This is a genomic window from Streptomyces colwelliae (assembly GCF_048158785.1).
Lineage (GTDB): Bacteria > Actinomycetota > Actinomycetes > Streptomycetales > Streptomycetaceae > Streptomyces.
Map to the genome: position 1 here is coordinate 1 of NZ_JBLTJC010000072.1, position 23,397 is coordinate 23,397.

Annotated in this window: 21 protein-coding genes and 1 pseudogene; 12 read left to right on the plus strand and 10 right to left on the minus strand. The window is 69.3% G+C overall.

Features of this window, described 5'->3' with window-relative positions; all coding sequences use genetic code 11:
• Positions 1–972 precede the first annotated feature (972 nt).
• From ACNFOC_RS17315 to ACNFOC_RS17325, 3 genes and pseudogenes are all read left to right on the plus strand, one after another.
• Positions 973–1,386: pseudogene (locus ACNFOC_RS17315) on the plus strand (amidohydrolase family protein); the annotation flags it as partial.
• Between the two features lie 121 nt (positions 1,387–1,507).
• Positions 1,508–2,176, plus strand: coding sequence for an amidohydrolase family protein (locus ACNFOC_RS17320; RefSeq protein ID WP_416960043.1), 669 nt, complete (start codon positions 1,508–1,510; stop codon positions 2,174–2,176).
• 2 nt (positions 2,177–2,178) lie between these two features.
• Positions 2,179–2,577: a cupin domain-containing protein gene (locus ACNFOC_RS17325; protein WP_521985187.1), complete on the plus strand. Its 399-nt coding sequence runs from the start codon at positions 2,179–2,181 to the stop codon at positions 2,575–2,577.
• A gap of 627 nt (positions 2,578–3,204) precedes the next feature.
• On the opposite strand, the gene ACNFOC_RS17330 is transcribed toward ACNFOC_RS17325, so the two are convergent.
• Both ACNFOC_RS17330 and ACNFOC_RS17335 read right to left on the minus strand, forming a co-directional pair.
• Entirely contained in the window at positions 3,205–4,029 is an 825-nt protein-coding gene (locus ACNFOC_RS17330; protein ID WP_360807100.1) for an SDR family NAD(P)-dependent oxidoreductase, read from the minus strand.
• A 77-nt stretch (positions 4,030–4,106) separates the two neighbouring features.
• Positions 4,107–5,009 (minus strand): NmrA family NAD(P)-binding protein, encoded by a 903-nt coding sequence (locus ACNFOC_RS17335; RefSeq protein WP_416960019.1) that lies wholly within the window; start codon positions 5,007–5,009, stop codon positions 4,107–4,109.
• 132 nt (positions 5,010–5,141) lie between these two features.
• On the opposite strand from ACNFOC_RS17335, the gene ACNFOC_RS17340 reads away from it, so the two are divergent.
• The 3 genes from ACNFOC_RS17340 to ACNFOC_RS17350 all read left to right on the plus strand — a co-directional run bounded on the left by ACNFOC_RS17340 (position 5,142) and on the right by ACNFOC_RS17350 (position 8,658).
• On the plus strand, positions 5,142–5,486 hold the full coding sequence (locus tag ACNFOC_RS17340) for a winged helix-turn-helix transcriptional regulator (RefSeq protein WP_010356437.1): 345 nt from the start codon (positions 5,142–5,144) through the stop codon (positions 5,484–5,486).
• A gap of 889 nt (positions 5,487–6,375) precedes the next feature.
• Positions 6,376–8,085, plus strand: coding sequence for an MFS transporter (locus tag ACNFOC_RS17345; RefSeq protein ID WP_416960020.1), 1,710 nt, complete (start codon positions 6,376–6,378; stop codon positions 8,083–8,085).
• Positions 8,086–8,241: 156 nt separating this feature from the next.
• A complete protein-coding gene (locus ACNFOC_RS17350) occupies positions 8,242–8,658 on the plus strand; it encodes a nuclear transport factor 2 family protein (RefSeq protein WP_416960021.1) in 417 nt (138 codons plus the stop codon).
• Between the two features lie 31 nt (positions 8,659–8,689).
• Here the strand turns inward: ACNFOC_RS17350 and ACNFOC_RS17355 are convergent, their stop codons facing one another.
• A complete protein-coding gene (locus ACNFOC_RS17355; RefSeq protein ID WP_416960022.1) occupies positions 8,690–9,469 on the minus strand; it encodes an IclR family transcriptional regulator in 780 nt (259 codons plus the stop codon).
• Between the two features lie 148 nt (positions 9,470–9,617).
• Between ACNFOC_RS17355 and ACNFOC_RS17360 the strand changes: the two genes are divergently transcribed.
• The 5 genes from ACNFOC_RS17360 (at position 9,618) to ACNFOC_RS17380 (ending at position 15,215) form a co-directional block, all read left to right on the plus strand.
• Complete coding sequence (locus ACNFOC_RS17360) at positions 9,618–10,805, plus strand: FAD-dependent monooxygenase (RefSeq protein WP_416960023.1); 1,188 nt, start codon at positions 9,618–9,620, stop codon at positions 10,803–10,805.
• Positions 10,802–11,902: an NAD(P)-dependent alcohol dehydrogenase gene (locus ACNFOC_RS17365; RefSeq protein ID WP_360807088.1), complete on the plus strand. Its 1,101-nt coding sequence runs from the start codon at positions 10,802–10,804 to the stop codon at positions 11,900–11,902. Before ACNFOC_RS17360 ends, ACNFOC_RS17365 begins: the two co-directional genes overlap by 4 nt.
• Positions 11,903–12,099: 197 nt before the next feature.
• A complete protein-coding gene (locus ACNFOC_RS17370) occupies positions 12,100–13,800 on the plus strand; it encodes a thiamine pyrophosphate-binding protein (protein WP_416960024.1) in 1,701 nt (566 codons plus the stop codon).
• Between the two features lie 33 nt (positions 13,801–13,833).
• Positions 13,834–14,652: an SDR family NAD(P)-dependent oxidoreductase gene (locus ACNFOC_RS17375; RefSeq protein ID WP_416960025.1), complete on the plus strand. Its 819-nt coding sequence runs from the start codon at positions 13,834–13,836 to the stop codon at positions 14,650–14,652.
• Between the two features lie 14 nt (positions 14,653–14,666).
• Entirely contained in the window at positions 14,667–15,215 is a 549-nt protein-coding gene (locus ACNFOC_RS17380) for a VOC family protein (protein WP_360807083.1), read from the plus strand.
• A gap of 72 nt (positions 15,216–15,287) precedes the next feature.
• Here the strand turns inward: ACNFOC_RS17380 and ACNFOC_RS17385 are convergent, their stop codons facing one another.
• The 7 genes from ACNFOC_RS17385 to ACNFOC_RS17415 all read right to left on the minus strand — a co-directional run bounded on the left by ACNFOC_RS17385 (position 15,288) and on the right by ACNFOC_RS17415 (position 22,437).
• The gene (locus tag ACNFOC_RS17385; protein ID WP_360807081.1) at positions 15,288–16,226 is read right to left on the minus strand and encodes a hydroxyquinol 1,2-dioxygenase; all 939 of its coding nucleotides are present in this window, start codon (positions 16,224–16,226) and stop codon (positions 15,288–15,290) included.
• Between the two features lie 11 nt (positions 16,227–16,237).
• Positions 16,238–17,305 carry a maleylacetate reductase gene (locus ACNFOC_RS17390; RefSeq protein ID WP_416960026.1) on the minus strand — a complete coding sequence of 356 codons (1,068 nt, stop codon included), beginning with the start codon at positions 17,303–17,305 and terminating at the stop codon, positions 16,238–16,240.
• Complete coding sequence (locus tag ACNFOC_RS17395) at positions 17,305–17,901, minus strand: nuclear transport factor 2 family protein (RefSeq protein ID WP_416960027.1); 597 nt, start codon at positions 17,899–17,901, stop codon at positions 17,305–17,307. The genes ACNFOC_RS17390 and ACNFOC_RS17395 overlap by 1 nt, the downstream gene beginning before the upstream one ends.
• Positions 17,902–18,137: 236 nt before the next feature.
• Positions 18,138–19,628 carry an aldehyde dehydrogenase gene (locus tag ACNFOC_RS17400; protein ID WP_416960028.1) on the minus strand — a complete coding sequence of 497 codons (1,491 nt, stop codon included), beginning with the start codon at positions 19,626–19,628 and terminating at the stop codon, positions 18,138–18,140.
• A gap of 143 nt (positions 19,629–19,771) precedes the next feature.
• A complete protein-coding gene (locus ACNFOC_RS17405; RefSeq protein ID WP_416960029.1) occupies positions 19,772–20,176 on the minus strand; it encodes a nuclear transport factor 2 family protein in 405 nt (134 codons plus the stop codon).
• Entirely contained in the window at positions 20,173–21,138 is a 966-nt protein-coding gene (locus ACNFOC_RS17410; RefSeq protein WP_416960030.1) for a PDR/VanB family oxidoreductase, read from the minus strand. The genes ACNFOC_RS17405 and ACNFOC_RS17410 overlap by 4 nt, the downstream gene beginning before the upstream one ends.
• Before the next feature lie 9 nt (positions 21,139–21,147).
• Positions 21,148–22,437, minus strand: a complete 1,290-nt coding sequence (locus ACNFOC_RS17415) for a Rieske 2Fe-2S domain-containing protein (protein WP_416960031.1) — start codon at positions 22,435–22,437, stop codon at positions 21,148–21,150.
• A gap of 210 nt (positions 22,438–22,647) precedes the next feature.
• Here ACNFOC_RS17415 and ACNFOC_RS17420 point away from each other — a divergent pair, with 210 nt between their 5' ends.
• Positions 22,648–23,289, plus strand: coding sequence for a TetR/AcrR family transcriptional regulator (locus ACNFOC_RS17420; protein WP_416960032.1), 642 nt, complete (start codon positions 22,648–22,650; stop codon positions 23,287–23,289).
• Positions 23,290–23,397 lie beyond the last annotated feature (108 nt).

Consider the following 23,397-nt stretch of genomic DNA (forward strand, 5'->3'; position numbering starts at 1 on the left):
GCAGCCGCCGCTCGAAGCGGATCCGCCGGTGTTCCGCGTTGAGCACCGACGGCATGCAGCTTCGCAGCAACGCTCGGACGGCTTCCTGCCCTGGCGTGGCGCCATCACGGAGGACGCCCATGTCGCGCCGACGGCCTACGAAAGTGGTGAAGGCCGCAGGTAGATTTCCCGCTTCCGAGATCACGCCAGGCACCGACACCGTCCTCGCCAGTGCCGTCCGCGCGGACCGAGCGGACGGCTCTCTATCGTGACCTAAATATGATAAATCAGACTGCCGTGAAGGTTGGGTGGTGCGGCGAGTCGGGTGCTGATCGGTGAGAAGCGCCGGTGCTCTCTCTGGTGCCGCTCAAGCGTCGAGGCCAGGCTTCCCCCCTGCGGCGCCCGCCCGGTGCGAATCGGGGCGGGACACGCTGCCGGCGCGAAGGGCACAAACGCTCGGCGACGTGCCCGCAGGATCCAGATCCGGGCCGAGCACAAGGCGGACATCGGCGGCGGCGACCTGGCCCACCTCGACGACGACAGCTCCGCGATGCGCGACCTGCGTCACCGCCACAGCCACACGTCGTCGACGAGGCCCAGGACCTCGGCGCCGCACCCAGGAAGGTGCCGCGCTCCGTGGCGCATCCGGCCCGGACGACCCTGCGCACATCTGGTTCCGGCGGACTGCGGCCGAGGCCGGCCGACTCGTCGCTGCCGACTTGGCGGGGAGCGCACGGCCCGAGCGGCCAGTACGGTATCGGTCCGGTCTATACCTGCCATAGATGATCTCTCGTTCCCCAAGGCACTACTCAGCGGCGACAGTTGGACTTGCCCCCACGGCGTGCGCGTGCAATGGGCCTCCTTTCGGTACGGCGGGCGTCGACCGCCATCCCCCCACTTTCCCTTCGCATGGAGATGCAAGTGATGCGCAGCGAGTTGCAGGCGCTACGTGCAGGACACGTCTTCGACGGCGTCGACGTCAGGGGACCGGGCATGGTCCTCGTCGAGGACGGTGTGATCCGTGACGTCGACTTCACGGGAGCGGCGCCGCCTGAGCACGCTGTGGTGACGGACTTCGGGCCGGACAGCTGGCTGCTTCCCGGACTGATCGACGCCCATGTGCATCTGTGCTGGGACGGCACCGAGGATGCCGTGGCCCATGTGTCGTCCGACGACCGCGAGACCGTACTGAAGACCGCGCGTGCGGCGGCGGCGACCACACTTCGGGACGGCGTCACCACCGTCCGCGACGTCGGCGACCGTGACTATCTCTCTCTCGCGCTGCGCGAGCAGATGTCGCCCACGGAACGCCCCGAGATCGTCGCCGCGGGGCCGCCGATCACCACCCGCGGCGGTCACTGCCACTTTCTCGGCGGCGAGGCCGAGGGCTCCGATGCGCTCCGGGCGGCTGTACGAGAACGTGCCGAGCGTGGCTGCGAGTTGGTGAAGGTGATGGCCAGCGGCGGCAACGTGACCCCAGGTTCCCATTCGCTGCATCAGCAGTACGACCGGGTCCGACCTGCGGCTGATCGCCGACGAGGCGCATCGGCACGGGCTTCGCGCGGCCGCCCACGCACATGCCGTCCAGGCGGTCACGGACGTGGTCGAGGCGGGCTTCGACACCGTCGAGCACTTCTCGTTCCTCACTCCCGAAGGCGTCGAACTGCGCCAGGAGGTGCTGGACGAGGTCGTACGACGAGGGACGTTCGTCAGCATGACGGTGGGGATGCTGCCCGGGATGCCGGTGCCCGTTCCGGCCATCGCCGCTCGCTTCGCCGCCATCATCGAGGTCATGAGCAAGATCATTGCCTCGGGCGCCCGGGTCGTTCCCGGGACAGACGCCGGCGTCGGTCCCGGGAAACCGCACGGCATCTACCCGCACGCGCTGACACATCTCGCCGAACTGGGAATGCCTGCCCGCGGTGTGCTGCGGGCCGCGACGTCCGAGGCGGCCGAGGCGGTGGGCCGGGCGGGGAGCAAGGGAGTGCTGCGTCCCCGGGCCGATGCCGACCTCCCTGGTGCTCGGCAGCTCACCCCTCGACGACATCGCCGCCGTCACCGACGTCCGCGCGGTGTACCGAGCAGGCCACCGGGTCCGCTGACACCCGCACTCGCACCCGACTCCGCACGCTACGAACTCCGCACGCTACGAAAGGACCGCAGCACATGCGCACGACCCGCCGGGCAGCCCTCATAGGCATGTCGGCCCTGCCCCTCGTCCTGGTACCGGGGGTGGCCCATGCCACGCCGAGTTCGGGAGTCTCGTCAACCACCCTCTATGAAGCGACGGTTGACGGCACGACGTACACACTGAAGCGGATCACGATCAGCCCCGGCGGTACGACCGGATGGCACTACCACCCCGGGACGGTGCACGGGATCGTGCTGGAGGGCACGCTGACCCACTCGGACGCGGACTGCGCGACCGACGGCGTGTACTCCTCGGGTGACACCATCACCGAACCGGCCGGACCGGACCACGTCCACATCGGCCGCAACCTGGGCAGCACCCCGGTCGTCCTCGACGCCCTGTACGTCGACTCGGCCGGCACCTCGCTCACAGTGGACGCGTCCAACCCCGGGTGCGACTTCCAGTGACCGGACGTACCGCTTGGAATCGAAGGGGGCGGCTCTGAACTCCGCTTGATGGCAGGTCAGTTGGGTGCACTGCGCCTGCCGGCCCGGCCGGTGGAGTCGGCCGATGACCTGTGTGTCAGTGCCAGCTCTGCTTCGTGGGTTGCTCCTCCAGAGCTGAGGCCGGGTCGAACAGGCACATGAGCAGGTCGATGGGCAGTCCGCGACCCGCTTGGCGTCCGGCGGTTCTCGACCTGCACGATCTGCCGCGCCGCCGCGTGGAGCAGCCCGGTCACCGTGAATGCGGTCGGGTCCGGCAGTGGCGGCGTGCCGATGATGAGGCCTTCCGGGCCGTGCTTGCAGCGCTCCAGCGCCTCTCGCCGCATGGCAGAGAATCCGGCCCCGACCAGGGCATGCCCACCTCCCGCCGCTTTCGCGATCAGGCCCTCCAGCAGGGCCTCGAAGGCTCAGGCGTCACGCCCTCGAAGTGCTCGCCCGCGGTACGGGCAGTACTCGCCGATCGGCAGGTGCGGCCCGATGAACTCCCAACCCCTATCCGTCAGTTGCACTCGCGTCACCCGCAGAGGTCTGCCGGCGCAGCCCCTCCCGCGCAGACAGACCTCGCGGATTGATCACGACGTAGAACGCACCCTAGTTTCCGTCAGCGGCCTTGGACAGGTGCGCCCATTCGGCCCAAGTCTCCAGACGCCTCCGGTATGCGGCGGGAACCTGCCGGGTGGGTGCCTCGCCGAAGAGCACGCGCAGCGGGGGCTGCTCCATATCGGAGAGTAGGAGGAGTGTGGCAGCGGCACCCTCGGGTCGGGCGGCCGATTGGACGAGCGTGCCCACCATGTCGGCCAGCGACGCACGCAGGGGTTCGTAGGCGGCCAGTGGACGCGCTACGGAGACCGGCGCATGGTGAATATTGGTGGCAAAAGCGCCGGGCTCGATCAGGGTGACCTTGATACCGAACGGCGCTACCTCCTCGGCGAGTGCTTCGCTGAGGGCTTCCAACGCCCACTTGGATGTGCTGTAGGCGCCCATGCCGCCCGCGGCGAGGATCCCACCGACCGACGAGATCTGGAAGATGTGGCCGCTACCCTGCTCGCGCAGGATCCGCAGGACCGCCTGCGTGACATGGAGCACGCCGAACAGGTTGGTTTCCAGTTGGTCGCGCAACTCCTGAACGCTGAGCTCCTCCACTGCGCCGTACAGGCCGTATCCGGCGTTGTTGACCACCACGTCGATCCGGCCGAACCGCTCCTTGGTGGCGGCGACCGCCTCGAACACCTGGGTGCGGTCGGTGACATCGACGCGTATGGGCAGCAGGGCGTCGCCGAACCGGTCGGCGAGGTCGCCCACCGCGGCGGTGTCGCGAGCGGTGGCCGCGACCCGATCACCGCGTTCCAGCGCGGCGCGTGCGAACTCGCGCCCGAATCCCTTCGAAGTGCCCGTGATGAACCAGACCTTGTTCATGATCTTTCCTCTGCGTGGGGGATGGGGGGAGGAAGTCAGGCTTCGCTGCGGTTGCCGGTCCGCGGCAGTCGAACGTCTCAGACAGTGAGGTACTGCTCGACGGTGGTCGGCCGGATCGAGGGGTAGCGGTCGTTCGCCAGTGCGTCGAGCTTGCCTTCGCCCGCCAGGTTCGCCCGGAGGTACATCAGCTTGAGGAACTCCAAGAAGTTGCCGGGGCCACCGGCCTGAAGTTCGGTGATGCGGTCGTCGAGGTCCGCCAGCGATCCGAGACGCTCGACGCGCAGCACCGTACCGGTGGCCTTCTCGTAGGCCGCGACCAGACCACGGAAGTCGACTCGGTCGCCGGCTATAGGAAGGACTCGGCCGATGGAGTTGTCGTCGAGGGCCGCCGCAGCTGTGTATCGGGCGGTGTCGTCCCAGGTGGTGTAGTCGACCGGCTGTTCGCCGTCGCCCCAGACGTACGCGGTCCGCTCCACCGGGTCGATGATGCGGTGGAAGTCGAACAGCACGTCGCGGGCGAGGAAGCTACCGCAGAGTACGTGAACCACTTCCACCTCGCCGCGCTCGGTGTCGGCCAAGTCCGCGAACTGGCGGCGCCAGTCGGCTGCCACGATCCGCCCGGGCCGCAGCTTGAACAGGTCCAGAGTGAAGGTCGAGGGAATGAGACGTCGCACGCCTGCGGAACGGGCCGCCCGCAGCAGCGCCGCCTGCCCGTCGACGATGACGTCGGGGCCGCCCTGTACGGCCGAGACCACGGTGGTCGCGCCGGCGGTGAACGCGGCCAGCGTGTCGTCGCTGACCGCTCCGAATACTCCTTCCACGATCTGAGCGCCGCGGCTCTCCAGGTCGGCGACCTTGGCCCGGCTCTCAGGCCGCACGAGCAGCCGCAGTTGCGCGTCCGACTGAGCGAGGACTTCGTCGGCGATGAGACCGCCCAGGTGTCCGCTGGCGCCCACAACTGCGATGACTTTGGTGCTCATGGTGTCTCTCCATGGTTCGGGATGGCGATGTTCGTCAAAGGCACGCAACACCTGGCAGAAACTTTTAAAATGCTAGGTGCTAGTAAAAACCTAGCAGCTTGTGCGATGGGTGCGGTAGGTAAACTCCGCCCCATGGCGAAGGCGGAACACCTCGGACACCTCGGACACGACGCATCCAGATGCGAGGCTGCGCTGGGCCGGGCGTTCGGCCTGCTCGGCAAGCGGTGGAACGGTCTGGTCATCGCGATGGTGGGCAGGGGACCGATCGGCTTTGCCGAACTTCGCCGGAGGATCGGTGCGATCAGCGATTCGGTGCTGTCGGACCGGCTCGCCGAACTGGCAGAGGCCGGGTTGGTCGAACGGCGCGTCACCGATACGCGGCCGCCCGGCGTCCAGTACGGCCTCACGCCCGCTGGGGAGGCGCTGCTTCCGATCCTCGAACAGATCGCCGTGTGGGCGGGCGATCACCTTGACTGACGGGTACGGTCGAGGTGACCGGCGACTCGCAACACCACCGCACCTCGCCCCCCTCCGTCTGCTGTGACGAAGCGTCGGTGACTGCCGGTCATAGCGGCGGGTGCTGCCGCCGTCCGCGAGGATGAGCTGCCCTGTGATGAACGCGGCGTCGTCGGAAAAGAGGGACGCCACGACGCCCGAGGCATCGGCCGGCAACGGTTGTCGCGGTCCAGTAGTCCGATGACGTGATGTCTGACGATCAGCTCCGGAGGCTTCCAGGTCCGGCAGGAACGCCATGGAGGCCAGGAAAGCGCCGTCAGCGTCGGCGGCGAACCTGCGACGCCATTCGAAGGCCACGTGCTCGATGTCGGCCAGCAGCACGACGGCGGCGTTGTTCACCAAGTTGTCGGTCGCGCCGAGTTCGCAGCGGACACGTGCTGCGAATACGTGGATGCGCCATGGTCCGAGATGTCGACCTTGTTGCTGCCCCCCCCGTCACGACGGCTTTCTTGCTCGTCAGGTCCAGCCATGGCTTGTCTTTCCTGCCGGCGCTCGAACTGAACCGGGGCGGCGCGCGGCCTCAAAGCGGCGGACAGCCTCGGTTAGGCGATCACTCATGAATGGTGCATGCAGAGATCGCCGCCAGGGATGTTCTGTTCGTCTGATGAACATGTCCATTGAGCGTGACGGGGTCGCTTCCTACCTTGTCGCTGCTCGGCACTGGCCGGTCACCACGCCGAGCGACCTGAATCAGGTTGGTCGCAGAGCCACGCGGAGGCGGTCCGCGCAGGCCCCGGGGCGGTTCGGCGGCGGTGTTGCCGCATGGCCGTACAGAAGCATCCCCAGCAAGGTCCGGCGGTGAACGCCGGTTCCGACAGCAGCGCGCGACGTCGCGCGCAAGGAGTCGTCCATGGTCCAGATCGATTCACCCGCCGAGGCAAGCGGGGAAAGTGGCAGATACACCCTGAGGCCGGGCACGCTGGCCGCGGTGGTGCTCGCCGTGTGCCTCTCGCAGATGGCCCTTTCCGTCCCCTCGCTCATCACCGGGCTGATCCAGCAGGATCTCGCGCCGTCCTCGGCCCAGTTGACGTGGATCGTCGACGCCTTCTTCATTCCCGTCGCCGCGCTGGAACTGGGCTTCGGCGTGTTCGGTGACCTGTTCGGCCGTAAGCGTCTGCTCGTCTGGGGAGCCGTGCTCATCGTCGTGGGCTCGGCGGTCGCGGTCCTGGTGCCTGGTGAGGGGTCGTCGACGGACACCCGGGTGACGATGCTGATCATCGGCCAGCTCCTCAGCGGCATCGGGGCCGCGGCCATCTTCCCGACGAGCCTCGCCATGGTCGCGGCCGGCACCCACACCACCGCCACCCGCGCGCGTGGCGTGGCGGTCTGGGCCGCCGCGCTCTCGATCGGCGGCTTCCTCGGACCCCTGCTGGCAGGCGTCGCCGCAAAGATCCACACCGGCTGGGACGGGACCGGGAACTGGCGCTGGGCCTACGTCGGTGTCCTGGTCATCGCCGCGGTCAGCGCGCTGCTGTCGCTGGCCCTCGCCCAGAACTCCGATGCGCCCCAGGGTCGTTCCCTGGACTGGCCGGGGCAGATCACCGCTGCGCTCGGCCTGTTCGCCCTGCTGTACGCGGTGATCCAGGGCCCCGAGAGCGGCTGGGGGAGCCCGCAGATCGTCATCGCGTTCATCGCCGCGGGCGTCTTCCTCGTACTGTTCGTCTTCGTGGAGGGCCGGGTCGCCCAGCCGCTCCTGCTCCTGAGCGCCTTCAAGAACCGGGCGTTCGCCGTCAACTCGGTGGTCACCCTGGTCGGCATGTTCGGCTTCCTCGCGATCATGTACTCCACCAGCATCCGCCTCACCACCGTCCAGGGATTCAGCCCGCTGAAGAGCTCCATCGCCTACCTCTTCTTCGGAGGCATCGGCCTCGTGCTGCTGCCCCTCACCTCGAAGCTGCTGGAGCGCTACAACCCCCGGTGGGTCCTCTTCGCGGGCCTGATCCTCATCGGGGTCGGCGGGCTGTGGTTCGCCGGGGTCCCGGCGAGCGACCGGGCGCTGGGCTCCATCGTCGGGCCGCTGATCCTCGCGGGCACCGGCTCGGGACTCGCCTTCGCCGCGATGAGCGCGGTCGCGGTCAACGCGCTGCCCAACCACCTCGCCGGGATGGCGAGCGGTGCCACAAGCACCTTCCGGGACCTCGGGTTCGCCTTCGGCCCCGCGATCGCGGGCGCCGTCGCCCTGGGCCAGGCCGCAAAGGAGATGGCCCGCGAGGTGGCCGGCAATCCCGCGCTGAGCAAGGCGTACGAGGCTTTCCAGGCCGCTCCCGCCAACGCTCCCGCGGACCAGAAAGCGCAGCTGGAGGCCGCGGTGCATGCGGTTGCCTCGGGACCGCTCGGCGCCAACTCGGTTCCGGCGACCGTCACTTCGCCGGACGGCCAGGTCATCCCCTTCAACCCGCTCAAGGACGTCGCGTTCGACGCTCTCAGCAACAGCTACTCCCACGCGTACGTGCTGGGCGGCGTGGCCGCTCTCGTGGCCGCAGCACTCATTCTCGCGAGCGGGCGCGGTGGTCCGGGAGAGACGCATCTCGACGACGACCCGCACACCCTCGACGACTGACCGCTAGACGAACCGGCCGGTGCTCGACCAGGCAGCAGGTCGGCCAGTAACGCCAGGGCGCCCGCCGCGACTCTCCTCCCCGGGAAGAGCCACCGCGGCGGGCGACGCCGTACCACGCACAACGATCACACGACCCACTCGGACAGGAGTCGGACCATGACCCCCACACAGTCAGCGCCGAGCAGTACGGGCGACCTCCACATGTCGGACACGGTCGCGGAGGCAGAGGCGGCGTGGCTCGTCGCGATCACCAAGGGGGACGAGGAGCAGCGCGCGCTCATGCTCCCCGACTGCGTGATCGTGCACGGGCCGGTCGGGAACATCCACGACCGCGAGCGCTTCCTCACCTACAACGCGTCGATGGGAACCACCCTCGAAGCCGGGACCAGCGAGGTGACGTGCCGGGAGCGAGAGGGGCGGGCCATCGTGACGTGCTTTCAGAAGATGAGCATCCGGCGCATGCCCGACCTGCCGTCGTTCCTGGTGCAGGCGGTGGCCACCCGGGTGTGGTTCGCCACCGACGAGGGATGGCGGCTGGGCCACATGCAGCTCTCCCGGCGGCAACCCGCGTAATGACACCCCGGTTTCCCCGCCGCGTGCGAGGTCACGACGTACGAATGGGGATGCCCGGCCGCCAGCCGAGGCTCCGGGACAGCCCCAGTCCGCTCGCGACCAGCGAGGGAACGGCCGCCTGCAGTTTGATCGAGCCGGCGGCCACCACGACGGACAGTGCGGCGACGACCTGGCCGCGGCCGTCGACGATGCGTGTCGCGACCGACTCGGCGCCTTCGCTGAGCTCCTCCTTGACGACAACCGTTCCGGTCGAGCGACAGGACGCCAGTTCGCGACGGAGTTCGGCCGGGTCCACGATCGTCCTGGGAGTGAAGCGCCGAAGTCTGCCTGCCAGCACCTCGTCGATGAACTCCGGACTGCTGTGGCTCAGCAGCACCTTGCCGACACCCGAACAGTGCAGCGGCAGGTGCCCGCCGACCTGCGAGGTGAGCCCGACGGCGTTGACCGCCGACAGACGCTCGATGACCACGGCCTGGTCGCCCTGCAGGACGGCCAGCTGCACATGCTGGCGCAGAGCGGTGTACAGGTCCTCGACGAACGGCTGGGCGGCGCTGCGGAGCGTCTCGGCGCGGGGCGCGAGCGTGCCGAGACGCCACAGCCGCAGACCGATCGCGAACCGGTTGTCGCTGGTGCGCTCCAGCGCGCCGGCCTCCACGAGTTCGAGGGTGAGGCGCCGCGCGGTGGCGTGCGGAATGCCGGTGCGCCTGACCAGGTCGGCGAGGGTCAGCTCGGTGTGGTCGGGGTCGAAGGCGAACAGCAGGTCCCACAGCCGGGAGCTGACCGTCCGGCCGGGCTCGTTCGCGCGAGGCATGGGCCTCTCCTTCATCGTTTCCAGGTCCGGTCAGCCTACCTTTCATGTTCGTTGGATGGATATAGGAGTTCAAACAACGCGCAGTCTGCCGGAATCTTGCACGTAGCCAGTCACCACCTCGCTTCGAGGTCCACGGGAGTGAAAGACCATGAGTACTGACAACGGCCCCAAGATCGCGATCCTCGGTGGTGGCATCGGGGGCCTCGCCGCCGCGGCGTTCCTGCGCGACCAGGGCTTCGACAGTGACGTCTACGAGCAGGCGTCCGCCCTGACCGAGGTCGGCGCCGGTCTGGTGATCGCGCCCAACGCCGCCCGTCTGCTGCGACGTCTCGGCGTCCTAGACCGGTTCATCGAGCGCGCGGTCCGGATGGAGATCGGCTGGGAGTTCCGGCGCTGGCAAAACGGCACCGTTCTCTCCGCGGAGAACCTGGAGGCGGGGTGCATACGCCTGTACGGCGAGCACACCTACGCCGCCCACCGCGCCGACCTGCTGGAGGCGCTGAGGTCGGCCGTCCCCGAGCGCTCCATCCACCTCGGCAGACGCTGTGTGTCGGTCGAGTTCGAGGGCGACCAGGCTGTTCTGCGGTTCGAGGACGGCGAGACGGTTCGTCCGGACGTCCTCGTCGGCGCCGACGGGGTCCACTCCCGCGTGCGCGGTGCCATCGTCGGCCCGACTCAGGCGCGGGAGTCGGGCATCTGCGCCTTCCGGGCCCTCGTACCGGCGCACAAGGCACCCGACTTCGCGAAGCGGCGGGCCCAGACCCTCTGGATCGGCCCCGACCATCACCTCGTGCACTACCCGGTCTCCGGCGAGGACTACGTCAACCTCGTCGCCTTCGCGCCGGCCGGCGCCGACAGCGTGGAGTCCTGGACGGCCACTGCGACGGTCCAGGAGCTGCTCGACGAGTTCGCTGGCTGGGACCCCCGGCTGGTGGAGCTGATCAAGTCGGCCGAGACGCCCGGGCGCTGGGCGTTGCTCGACCGTGAGCCCCTCGACCGCTGGAACCGTGGCAACGCCACCCTGCTGGGCGACGCGGCCCACCCCATGTTCCCGTTCTTCGCCCAGGGCGCGGCCCAGGCGATCGAGGACGGCGCCGTTCTGGCCCTGTGCCTCGCGGCGGACCCGGACAACCCGGTCGCGGCCCTGGCCCGTTACGAGGAACTGCGCCGGCGCCGCACGGCCCTCGTCCAGGAGGTCTCGCACGGAAGGTCGCACATCAACCACCTGCCGGACGGCCCCGAGCAGCAGGCACGCGACCTTCGGTACTCGCAGGCCGACATGCTCAGGGAGAACGGCTGGATCTACGACTACGACCCGGAGGTCGCCGTCTCATGAAGATCACTGCGGCGGTTTCGCGAGAGAGCCGGACCGTCCCCGAACTGGAGCAGGTCGAACTCGGTGAACCGAGGCCGGACGAGGTTCTGGTGCGCGTCGTGGCGACCGGCATCTGCCACACCGACATCAATGCGCACAACGGCCGTGGGGTTCCCGTTCCACGCCCGATCGTGCTCGGACACGAGGGTGCGGGGGTCGTGGCGGCGGTCGGGGCCGGCGTGACGCGCCTCGTCCCTGGTGACCACGTGGTGCTCTCCGGCAACTCCTGCGGTGCGTGTCCCCGCTGTCTCGACGCGCGGCCCACCTACTGCCGGGAGGCGATGCGGGTCGCCTTCGGCGGCGCGCGACTCGACGGCAGCTCACCGATCACCCAGGATGGTGACCGGATCGCGGCGATGTTCTTCGGCCAGTCCTCCTTCGCGACGTACGCGCTGGCACCCGCACGGAGCGCGGTCCTCCTGCCGAAGGACGTCCCGCTGCACCTGATGGGACCGCTCGGCTGCGGTGTCATCACGGGGGCGGGTTCGGTCCTGGAGTCCTTCCGGCTCCGCCCCGGACAGTCGATCGCGGTGTTCGGCACCGGAGGCGTGGGGCTCGCCGCCATCATGGCGGCCCGTCTCGCGGGCGCCCGGCACATCGTCGCCGTCGACATCAACCGGCCCCGGCTCGACCTCGCCCGCGAGCTGGGAGCGACGGACACCGTGCTGGGCGGCGCAGGTGCCGTACAGGCACTGCGGGACATCGACCCGGACGGCTTCGACTTCGCGTACGTCACCGCGGACGCACCGTCCGTCTACAGGACCGCGACGACGTGCCTCGCTGTCGAAGGCACCCTCGGCTACGTGGCGGCACCCGCAGGCGAATGGATTCCGGACACCGGCTTTCTCCTCGCCGGGGGCCGCAGGCTCCAAGGGATCATCGGAGGCTCGGCCAACCCCCACGTGCTGATCCCCCAACTCGTCGAGTACTGGCGGGCGGGCCGGTTCCCCTTCGACCGGATGATCGAGGAGTTCCCGTTCAGCGATTTCGCCCGCGCGTGGACGGAGACCGGGTCCGGACGGGTGATCAAGGCCGTGCTCAGGATGTCCGAAATCTGAGATCACTTCGGCCAACAGCCTGGTCGACGGGGTCACGCCCGGGCGATGACGATCAAGACATTGGCCGTCCAACGAACACAGCCATTGTCGTACCCCACGACCCCACCCAGACTGCGGCACGGGCGGCCCGAGATGCGGCCCGGCCTCAACGCCCCCTTGTCGAAACCCCTAGTACGTCCAGAGAGGCGGACCATCGCATGGCAACCGCAACCGGTAGTGGGCTCGTCGTCAGAACCTTGCGGCGAGCCGGGGTCGACGTGGCCTTCGGTCTGCCCGGAGCGCACATCGACGGCATCCTCCAGGACGCCCTGGACGCCAAGCTGCGGGTCGTCGACGTACGGCACGAGATGAACGCCGGCCACGCGGCCGAGGGATACGCACGGGTCACCGGACAGCTGGGCGTCGCCGTCGTCACTGCCGGGGGCGGCTTCACCAACGTCCTGACCTCGGTCGCCAACGCCCACCTGGACCGGACCCCCGTCCTCTACATCGCGGGATCGGCCCCGCTGGAGATGGACGAGGTCAACGACCAGCAGGCCGGGTTCGACCAGGTCGCCATGGCGGCCCCGGTGACCAAGTTCGCGCACCGCGTCACCCGTACCGAGCTGATCCCGCGTCTTGTCGCCCAGGCGATCCGTATCGCGCAGTCGGAGCCCAAGGGCCCGGTGCTCCTGGACATTCCCTGGGACGTCCTGCGCCAGTCGGTGGATGTCGACGAGGTCGTCGACGACTACCGCGTCGAGGTCGACGGCACCGGCGTCTCCCCGGCCGGTGCCGTCGACCGCATCATCGAGGCGCTCGGCACCGCCCGGCGCCCGATCGCGCTGGTCGGAAAGTCCTTCGTCACCGCCGAGGCGCGGGCACAGTTGCACGATTTCGCCGCCCGTACCGGAGTGCCCCTCTTCTCCGACTGGGAGGGCCTCGGGGCGATCGCCGGCTCCGCACAGCACGTCGGTCTTCTCCAGACCCTGGCCACGGTCCCCGAGGACGAACGTCCCGACCTGGTCCTGATGCTCGGGCTGCGCTTCGGCATGGCCACCCAGTTCGGCACCGGACGACTGCTCCCGAAGAGCGCGCGGATCTTCCAGATCGACCCCGACGGCCGTGAGCTGGGCCGGCTGCAGGATGTCGAACTCGGCGTCCAGGCCGACCCCATCGGCACCGTCGGCCTGCTGAACGAACGCCTGGGCGACAGCGACGTGCCTTCGGGACGCGAGGACTGGCTCACGGGCCTGCGGGACATCTCCGCCACCCGGCGGTCGGCGCTCGCCGACGAGACCGAGCAGCACGAGGACGCCGCGATCCACCCCTACCTCGCGGTCCGTACGATCGCCGAGAGCGTTCCCGACCAGGCCACGGTGGTCGTCGACGGTGCTCTGACCGAGCTGTGGCTCTCCGAGACGATCGCGCTCGCGCCGCTGGCCCACTACCTCGGCCACGGCTACCTCAGTGCGATGGGCAGCAACTTCGGTGTGGCGCTGGGGGCGCAGTACGCGCATCCCGACAAGGCGACGATCCTCGTCACCGGAGACGGTGCTGTCGGCTACAGCCTCGCCGAGTTCGACTCCCTCGTCCGGGCGGGGCTCCCGGTCGTCGTGATCGTGCTGAACAACCGGGCCTGGGGCGCCACCCTGCACACCCAGCAGTTCTTCTTCGGACAGGACCGCGTCACCAACAACCGCCTGGAGAACGGCTCCTACAGCGGTGTGGCCCGGGCCCTCGGCGCGGACGGCGTCGACGTCACCGACCTGGACCAGCTGCGCCCCGCGATCGAGGCGGCCCTCGCGGCCCGCCGGCCGACCTGCATCGACGTACGCGTGAGTCTCGCGCCCATTCCTCCGGAGGAGCGTGTCCTCAACGGCGGCGCTCCGTTCGGCGGCGTCGAGATCGACGCGTGAACCGCCACTCCTGACCCCCATGAAGGAGGATTCATGAACGCCACGACTGACACCGAGTCCCGCGACCCCGCCGTCGGGGACCGGCGCCGGCGGTTCCTCGGGAAGACCTGCCTCGTCACCGGCGGCAGCAGAGGACTGGGCCTGGCAGCCGCCCAGGCCTTCGCGCGGGAGGGCGCGCGCGTGGTCATCATCGCGCGTGACCCGGACCAGCTGAAGATCGCGAGCGGTCTCATCGGTGACGGCACGATCGCCGTCGCGGCCGACCTGTCCTCGGTGGCCGGCATCAAGGCCGCGCTCGCCGAGGTCGCCGGGGAGGTCGACCATGTGGACGCTGCCTACATCAACGCGGGGCACGCCGGCATGAAGCGCCTCGACGACATGGACGAAGCCACCTGGGACAGGGTGTTCGACACCAACGTCAAGGGCTCGTTCTTCCTCATGCAGGGCCTGAAGCCCTTGCTCGCACCCGGCGGGGCCGTCGTCTTCTGCGGCTCGGCGGCCGGCCGAAGGGCCAGCGCGGGAACCGCCGCCTACGGAGCCAGCAAGGCCGCACTGGAGCACCTGACGCGCATTCTCGCCGCCGAGGTCGTCGCCGACGGTATCCGCGTCAACATCGTCATTCCGGCCGGCATGAACACCGACATCGCCTCCCGTACGACGGGTCTGGCGCCCGGGGGAGCGGACGCCTTCCGGGAGCGGATCAGGCTCAGCACTCCCATGCTCCGCGAGGGTGAACCGGACGAACTCGCCGACGCCGTACTCTTCCTGGCCTCGTCCGAAGCCGGCTACATCACCGGTGCCTCCCTCGTGGTGGACGGCGGCATCACCAGCTTCATCCGCCCGTCGGCCTAGAGAGGACCACCACCGTGGAGTTCCCCTTCGGCCAACCGACCGACGCCGTCGTCCAGTTCGCGTACGCCGTCCCCGACCTCACCACCGCGATGCGCTGGTGGACCGGCCAACTCGGCGTCGGCCCCTGGTTCGTGAACCAGAGGATCGGCGGCGAGGGTTCCACCTACCGCGGCGAGCCCGGGAAGGCCGAGTTCGCCCTCGCGCTCGCCTTCTCGGGGCACATGATGATCGAGCTCGTCCAGACCCTCGACGACGAGCCTTCCATCTACAAGGACGCCTACGAACGCCACGGTTACGGCTTCCACCATGTCGCCAAGGTCGTGCCGGACGTCAAGGCGGAGGTCGTACAGCGCGAGGCGAGTGGGGCGGTGGTGCGTTTCCACGATGTGGCCCCGGGCGGCGACGTCTTCTTCCTGGACGGTGGTGAAGATGCCCCGGGGATGATCGAGCTGGTCCAGGACAACGAGATGACACGGCAGATGTTCACAGCTGTCTGGCGGGCGTCGGTCGACTGGGACGGGTCGCGACCCGTCCGGGACTTCGCGGAGTTGCTGCCGGACTGACCATGCTGCCATCACGAAGGAGGGGCGGTCCGGTCGGACCGCCCCTCCTTCGTGATGTCCGGGGTCTCGCGGTCACACACCCGTGGGCGCGAGAACGATGTCGAAGCGCACCCGGCTCCACGTGCCGTCGATGCCACGGCCGTCGGGTGTCGGTGTGCCGGCGGGCTGCCGCTCGAATCGCTTGATCAGGGAGTCCTTCACGCCGAACACGGTGTCCTTGAAGCCGATCGGGTCACCCTCGGGAAAGATGTGCGTCACCAGGGTGCGCGCGCCCTCGTGGGAGACCATGAAGTGCAGGTGGGCGGCGCGCAGCGGCGAACGGCCGACCGCGTCGAGCATCTTGCCGACGGGCCCGTCATCGGGGATCGGGTACGGCGTCGGCGTCAGGCCCCAGAAGCGGTACGTGCCGTCGGCCGCCGAGAACAGATGCGCCCGGCCTGCGCGCTTTCCGGCGTCGTACTGCACGTCGTACAGCCCGTCCTCGTCGGCCTCCCAGACCTCGATCCGCGCGCCGGAGAGCGGGGTGCCGTCGGTGTCGGTGACGGTGCCCTCGACCCAGCAGGGCTCGCCGGGGGCGCCGAAGGCCACGTCCTCGCCGAGTTCGATCCGTGGGGCGTCCTCGACGAAGAACGGTCCGAACACGGTCGCCTCCGTGGCGCCCTTGTAGGCCTGGTTGTTGACGTTGATCGTCTGCATGCTCGCGCCGAGGGTGTCGGACAGCAGGATGAACTCCTGCCGTACGTCGTCGGTGATGTGGCCGGCCCGGGTGAGGAACCCGATCGCCTGTCCCCACTCGTCCTCGGTCAGCCGGACCTCACGGATGAAGGAGTGCAGGTGCTTGACCAGACCGACCATGAGTTCCTTCAGCCGTGCGTCGTCGCAGGCGTCGAAGGAGGCGACGACATTGTCCACCAGCCGCTGCTCGACCGCCTGTTGGTCCGGCGACACCTCGCGGTGGATCGTGCCGGCGTCGTCGGTCCGGGTCGAGTCGGGGTTGACGTAGGTAGCCATGACGGCCTCTTTCAGCTGATCGGTTCGCCTGCCCACGCCGCCCGCAGCAGCAGGGTCAGGTTGGCGTGGGTGACGGGAGTGGGGTTGTTGGCCGGGATCGCCTTGATGATCGGCTCCAGTGCTTTGGCGATGCCGTCCTCGGGCATGCCGTAGTCGCGCAGCGCCTTCGGTGCGTCCAGGGCCCGGCGCAGGGCGGCCAGGCCGCCGTTCGCCGTCCGGGTGCGGAAGACCGTGCCGAGGGCCTGGGCGATCCGAGCCTCCGCCTCCGGGGCGTGCGGGGCGTTGAAGGCCAGTACGTAAGGCAGGACCACCGCGTGGGTCTGGGCGTGGGGGAGGTTGAACATGCCGCCGAGGACGTGGCAGATCTTGTGGTGCATACCGGAGCCGGCCGAGGCGAAGGAAACGGCGGCGAGGTAGGCGCCGTACAACGTCTGCTCGATGCCCTGGACGCTCGTCGAGTCCACCGCGACCGCGGGCAGGCCGGTCGCCAGCGCGCGGATGCCCTCCTGTGCCAGTGCCCGGTCGATCGGGTCGGCGCGTGGTCCCCACATCGAGTCGACGCAGTGGGCCATCGCGTTCAGGCCGCTGGCCACGGTCATGCCGCCGGGCAGTGTGGTCAGCAGAGTGGCGTCGTAGACGACCGAGGCGGGCAGCACCTTGTCGTCCACACCGGTGGTCTTGGTCTCGCCCTCGGTCAGGCCCCACACGTTGGTCGCCTCGGAGCCGGCGTAGGTGGTGGGTACCGCGACGATCGGCAGGCCGGTGGTCATCGCCACGGCCTTGGCCAGGCCCGTGGTCGAGCCGCCCCCGACGCTGACCAGGATGTCTGCGCCGGCGTCGGCCGCGGCCCGCCGGGCGCGCTCCGCGACCTCGACGGGTACGTGCATCACGACCTCCTCGTGACGCAGGACGACCGGGATCTCCTTGCCGATCGGGTCGGCCAGTTCCTTCTCGCGGTCCGACGCGATCAGCATGACCCTGGTACCGCCGAGGGCCTCGACCTCCGCCGCCACGGCGGCGGGCGATCCTCCAGCCGCGAACACGACCCGTTGGGGGAGGGTCTCGTGGGTGAACCGCATCAGGCTTCCGTCAGCCACTGCTTGCCTTCCGAGTAGAGCCGCTCGACCGCTGACCCGGTGAGGCCGGGAAGTCCCTGCTTGACCGTGAAACCTGTCTTGGTCTGCAGGTAGGCCAGGTGCCGGTAGCCGGCCGGGAACCGGTTGAGGAGGTCGGGGTCCAGCGTGAGCGAGGCGGCGGGGTCGACGACGTCGAGCCGGTCCTTCTCGTAGATCGGTTGTCGGCGTACGAGGGTCCAGTGCCCCTGGTGGCGGGCGAGGAAGTCGTAGAAGCGGCCGGTGCAGACGACGTCGACCTCGATGTCGTCGATGCCGGCGCGCTGGTTGATGGTCATCTTGGTCTGGGCGATGGCCCGGTCGCCGCTGATGTCCGCGGTGTGACCGCCGAGGAAATGGAGGATGCTGACTCCGTTCTCGAAGCCCTCACGACTGGCCTTGATGAAGTCGGTGGCGCTGCCCTGGAACCAGGTGGCGCTCATCCAGCCGTCGCGCGGGTGCCAGACCGTGGCGAAGCGGTCCCAGTCGCCGGCGTCGCGCCACAGCGCCCAGTTCTCGACGAGCTGCCGGATCTCGTGGCGGTCCTTGTCGCTCTGCGGCATCGCTGACTCCTTGGAAGGGCGGAGATCCCCGGTACGGGGGTCTCGGCAGAGAGACCGGAAGAACTCCTCCAGTTCCCGGTCGAGTTGTCGGGAGGCTTGCGTCTCCAGGGCGTCCGCCAGCCATGCGGCTCCCACCGCGGGGCTGAAAGCCGCGGCGAGGAACCACATCCGGGGGAGCGGAGGTTGCGGGTGGGGCGCACGGCAGTCATGTGTGCCCCACCCGCGGCCTCGTGTCATCAGATGGGGTAGTGGCGGGATCCGGACTGGATGGTGATCCAGCGCAATTCGGTGAACTCCTCCAGCGCGGCGCGGGAGCCGAAGCGGCCCCAGCCGCTGGCGCCGACGCCACCGAACGGCATCTGCGGCTCGTCGTGCACGGTCGCGCCGTTGATGTGGCAGATGCCGGACCTGATCCGGCGGGCCACGTCGAGCGCCGCGGCCGCGTCCTTGCCGAAGACCGCGGCGGAGAGACCGTACTTGGTGTCGTTGGCGACCGCGACGGCTTCGTCGGTCGAGTCCACCTCGATGATCGAGACGACCGGGCCGAAGGACTCCTCGCTGTAGATACGCATGTCCGGCGTGACACCGCGCAGCACGGTGGGCTTCACGAACAGACCGTCGGCCGTGCCACCGGTCAGGACCTGCGCTCCCTTGTCACGCGCATCCTCGATCAGCGCGACGACGTGGTCGCGGGCGGCGGCGTGGACCAGCGGGCCGATCTGCGAGCCGGGGTCGCTCGGGGGCCCGACGACCAGCTTGGCGGCACGCTCGGCCAGTCGGGAGGAGAGTTCGTCGGCGACACTCCTGTTGACGATCACGCGCTCGGTGGACATGCAGATCTCGCCCTGGTTCATGAAGGCGCCGAAGCTGGCCGCGGCGGCGGCCTCCTCCAGATCGGCGTCGGGAAGCACCAGGAAGGGTGCCTTGCCGCCGAGTTCGAGGACCACGCGGGTCAGGTGGCGACCGCCGAGTTCGCCGATGACACGGCCCACCTTGCTGGATCCGGTGAAGTTCACGCGGGTCACGGCGGGGTGGGCGATCAGTGCCTCGACGACGGCCGGACCGTCCGAGGGTGCGTTGCTGATGAGGTTGACCGCTCCGGCGGGCACGCCGGCGTCGTGCAGCACCTGGACGATGGCGGCCTGGGTGAGCGGCGTCTGCTCGGAGGACTTCAGGACCACGGTGTTGCCCCAGACCAGCGGCCACACGATGGCGCGCACGCCGAGGATCAGCGGGGCGTTCCACGGTGCGATGCCGACGACGACACCGACCGGCTGACGTACGCCGAGGGCGGTGAGACCGGGCACGTCCGAGGGGATGACCTCGCCGACGGCCGCGTAGGCCTGGGCCGCCGCCTCGACGAGCATGCCCTTGGCGACGTGCACGTTGAAGCCGCACCAGGGCAGGGTGGCGCCCATTTCGCGGCTCATGATGGCGACGATGTCGTCGGTACGTTCGCCGAGCAGGGTGGCCGCCCGCTCCAGGACCGACCGACGGGCGGCCGGCGGAAGACCCGACCACTCCGCGAGGGCGCCGGCCGCGGCGTCCACCGCGAGGTTGACGTCCTCGACGGAGGCCGCGGCGACCCGGGCGATCGGTTCGCCGGTCAGGGCCTCGGTCGTCTCGTAGTAACGGCCGTCCCGGGCCGCGACTCGCTCGCCCGCGATGAGGAGGTCGCTGGTCCGGACCGCGCCGGACGGGGGCGCCTCGATCTCAGTGGCTGACATGTGTTGCCTCATCTCCACGACAGCGGCTCACTGCCGCACGAAAACTGCATGTCGAACTCTCTTCGGCCGACGGCCTGCCCCGAACCCTCTTGTCCGTTCATCGAACAGCGGCGTGAGGACACGGCCGCCCGCCGTGCGGGATATCAGACCGGCGGCATGCGCTTGGCCTGGTGCATGTGTGCCAGGCGCCAGCCCTCGGCGGTCTCCTCCCACACGCGTGTCACGGCCTCCTGCACCGGGAACGGCGGGAGGTTCTCGTCGAAGACGATGTGCATCTCCTGGAGACACGTGGTGATCGCGGTGTTGCCGCGCACGGTGATGCTGAGCTCCTCGGCCCTCGCGAAGACGTGGCGTCGGCGAGTCCAGGTGAAGTGGGCGAAAGTCTTTGCATCGTCGATCTTCCCCACGGGACCGTGGACCGCCCGGCTGTCGTCGAGCATGAGGGCGGTCATGGCCTCCTCGCCCTCGGTGAGTGCCACGAGCCAAGCGGCCTCCGCCTGCTCGACCGCCTGAACTGCCTTGCTGGGTGCGGTGGTTGCCGTCGTCACAGGTCCAGCTCCAGAATCGGTGAGAGTGCTCGGGACGAGCACGTGGTGAACAGGCCGTCGGCGCGCTCACGGTCGGTCAGGACGTCGTCGCGGTGGTCGGGTTCTCCCGCGAGTACGCGCACGATGCACTCGCCGCAGATCCCCTGCTGGCAGGAGTAGGGGGCGTCGACGCCCTCCGCGAGCAGGACGTCGAGGACGCTCTCGCCGTCCTTGATCTCGTACTCGCCACCGGACTTGGCGAGCCGCACCGTGAACGCGCCGCCCGCCGTGTGTGCTTCGGCGTCCAGCACGGGCGCGAAGCGCTCCTTGTAAATCGCTTCGGCTGGCCATCCCGCTCCCTGCGCGGAGGCGATCACGAAGTCCATGAAGCCTCCGGGGCCGCACACGTAGACCGCCGTGTCGGGGTCGGGCGGGCCGAGGTCGCCGGCGCTGAAGCGCTGGTCGTCCGGGCCGTCGTCGAAGTGCATGCGTACGCGGGGGTTGCGTTCCAGCTCGTCGAGGAACGCCGCGTCCGCGCGACTGCGGGCGCAGTAGTGGAACTCGTACTCGGCGCCCGTGACCTGGAGCACGTGCGCCATGGCCAGCAGGGGAGTGATACCGATGCCGCCCGCCACCAGCAGATGGCGACGGGCTCGGTCCGAGATTCCGAACCTGTTGCGTGGCCGCGAGATCCGCAGCCTGTCACCCGCGCGGAGCCGGTGCATCCCGAGGGAGCCGCCGCGCGACGCCGTCTCGGCCAGCACGGCCAGCTGGTACCGGGTGCGGTCGTGCGGCGGCCCGCACAGCGAATACTGGCGGACCAGTCCGGCGCAGCCCTCACCGTCCAGGAGGACGTCGACATGGGCGCCGGCGGCGAACTCCGGGAGCTCGGCTCCGTCGGGACTGATCAGGTCGAGCACCACGATCCGCGCGGTCGCGTCGCGCCGGGCGATCACGATGGTGTCGAGCCACTCGTTGCTCATGGTGCTCGCTCAGATTCCAGCCGTGGCGTTGGCGTCGGCGTCGTTCGCCGGGCGTTTGCCGAGGGTGAACAGGCCTGACTGGTGGCGGTGGACCTCGGACGTGTCACGGACGATGTTGATCGGGTCGCGCCCGGCCTCGACGTCGTCGACCATCGTGAGCAGCATGCGGCGCAGCATGACGACACCGCGGTCCCCGGTGACCAGGGTCTCCTCGGAGTCGAGGGTGATCGCTCCCTGCGAGCCCTGGGCCTCCGCGTCACCGGGGAAGCGGTGGCGCTCCTCGTCGGTCAGCTCGTGGTTCTGCTTGCCGTTCTGGGTGATGCCGATGACGAAGCGGACCATGCGCTCGGGATCGTTCGTACGGATCGAGAAGAAGAGCCGGTGACTGGTGTCGTCCGAGGGCACGACCCAGAGCAGCTGGTCCTGCCGGTCCGGGGTCATCCGTACGTAGTCCGGCAGGCCGAAGACGTTGGGCAGGTGCTGCTCGACCGCGAAGCCGAACTCGGTTGCCCCGCCGTCCTCGCCCTCGACCTCGAACCGCTGGACGTACTTCACGCCGTGGTCGGTGCGCTCGTACGAGACACGCTCGGCGATGGTGGCCGGGTCGAAGAAGCTCTCGGGGTAGCCGAAGGTGCCGGTGCCCAGCATCTGGTACCCGCTGTGCGTGGAGTGCAGCCACGTGACGTGCGTCGGGTCGGCGCCGTTCTCGTACATGTTGAGCCAGCTGAAGTCCCCCGGCATACCGAGGACCGCCGCGTGCGGGACCGGCCAGCTCGCGAAGTACCTCTCGTCGTCCTCGAGGTTCTCCAGGACGTCGTAGCGGGGGAGTTCGGGCTTGAGGTCGGGCGGTCCCATGTAGACGAAGACCAGGCCGTAGCGCTCCTCGACGGGGTACCAGGGCTGACGGGCCGCGTCGCGCCTGCGCCCCAGGCTCGGCTCGCACGCCTGCTCGATACAGCGGCCCTGCACGTCGAACTTCCAGCCGTGGTAGCAGCAGCGGATGCCGTCGTCCTCGACGCGGCCGTAGAAGAGGCTGGCGCCACGGTGCGTGCAGCGCTCGATCACGACACCGGGGTTGCCCTGTCCGTCCCGGAAGACGACCAGGTCCTCGCCCAGGACGCGGGTCTTCTGCGGCAGGGCGCCGGCGACGAGCGTCTCCGAGCTGGCGACGGGGTGCCAGTAGCGGCGCAGTGCCTCGCCCATGGGCGTACCGGGCCCGACCTCGCGCAGACGGGCGTTGTAGGAGGGCTTCGGGCGGCCGTAGGCCGTGCCGGTGTCGATCTCTGAAGTGGTGGTCATCGTGCTGTCTCCCGTGCGGCTCGGGCGCACAACGCGTAGCGCGTGCAGGGGTGTGGCGGATCACCTGCGAGGGCACCGTGGTGTGCGGTCCTCGAATGGGATTGTGGATTCACATTCGCATTACGTCTCGTAGACGTCAAGAGCCGTGGTCGCGAGTGGGCCGGCAGGCATGCCGCCGGGGCGGATGCCGGCCGTGTATAGGCTGGGACGGTGAGTACCGAACCGTCACTCGATCTGCCGCCGGCGCAGCAGGCCCGCAGTCGGCTGACCCAGCAGCGGATCCTGGAGGCGGGTACGGCCCTTCTCGAACAGGGCGGTACCGAGGCGCTCACCGTCGCGGCCGTCGCCTCCCGGGCGGGTGTCTCGGTGGGCAGCGTGTATCGGCGGTTCGGTGACAAGGACCGCCTGATCGCGGCTCTGCAGCACGACATGATCGAGGAGTTCCGCGCCGACATCATCCGCCGCTTCACCCCGCTGAGTACGGACCCGACCGCGCTGGTCACCTCGGCGGTCACCGGGCTCACGGAGACCTACCAGGCGCACGAGCGGCTGATGCGCGTCTTCCTGGCCGCGGGTGCGACGGACCCCGCGGTGGCCCGGGTCGGCTCGGAGGCCGCCATCGACGCCGACCGCGTCTTCCGTCGCTTCCTGGAGCCGATCATTCCGATGATCGACGCGCCGGATCCGGAACGGCGCCTGGACGTCGTCTACCGCCTGATCTACGGGACCTGCCAGAACCGGGTGCTGTACGGCGATCTCTTTGAGTCCGACCGGCCGTTGACGTGGCGTCAGCTCACGGACGAACTGGTGAACGTCGCCTGCCTGTACCTGCTCGGCACGCCGGCGCGGTGAGTCCCGACCTGATGTGAATGCGAGCCCCCCTTCACATTCAGGTTCGGCGGCGACATACTGGGCTTCTGCCACGGAAGACGGCCGCTCGACCATGCGGTCGCCAGGGAA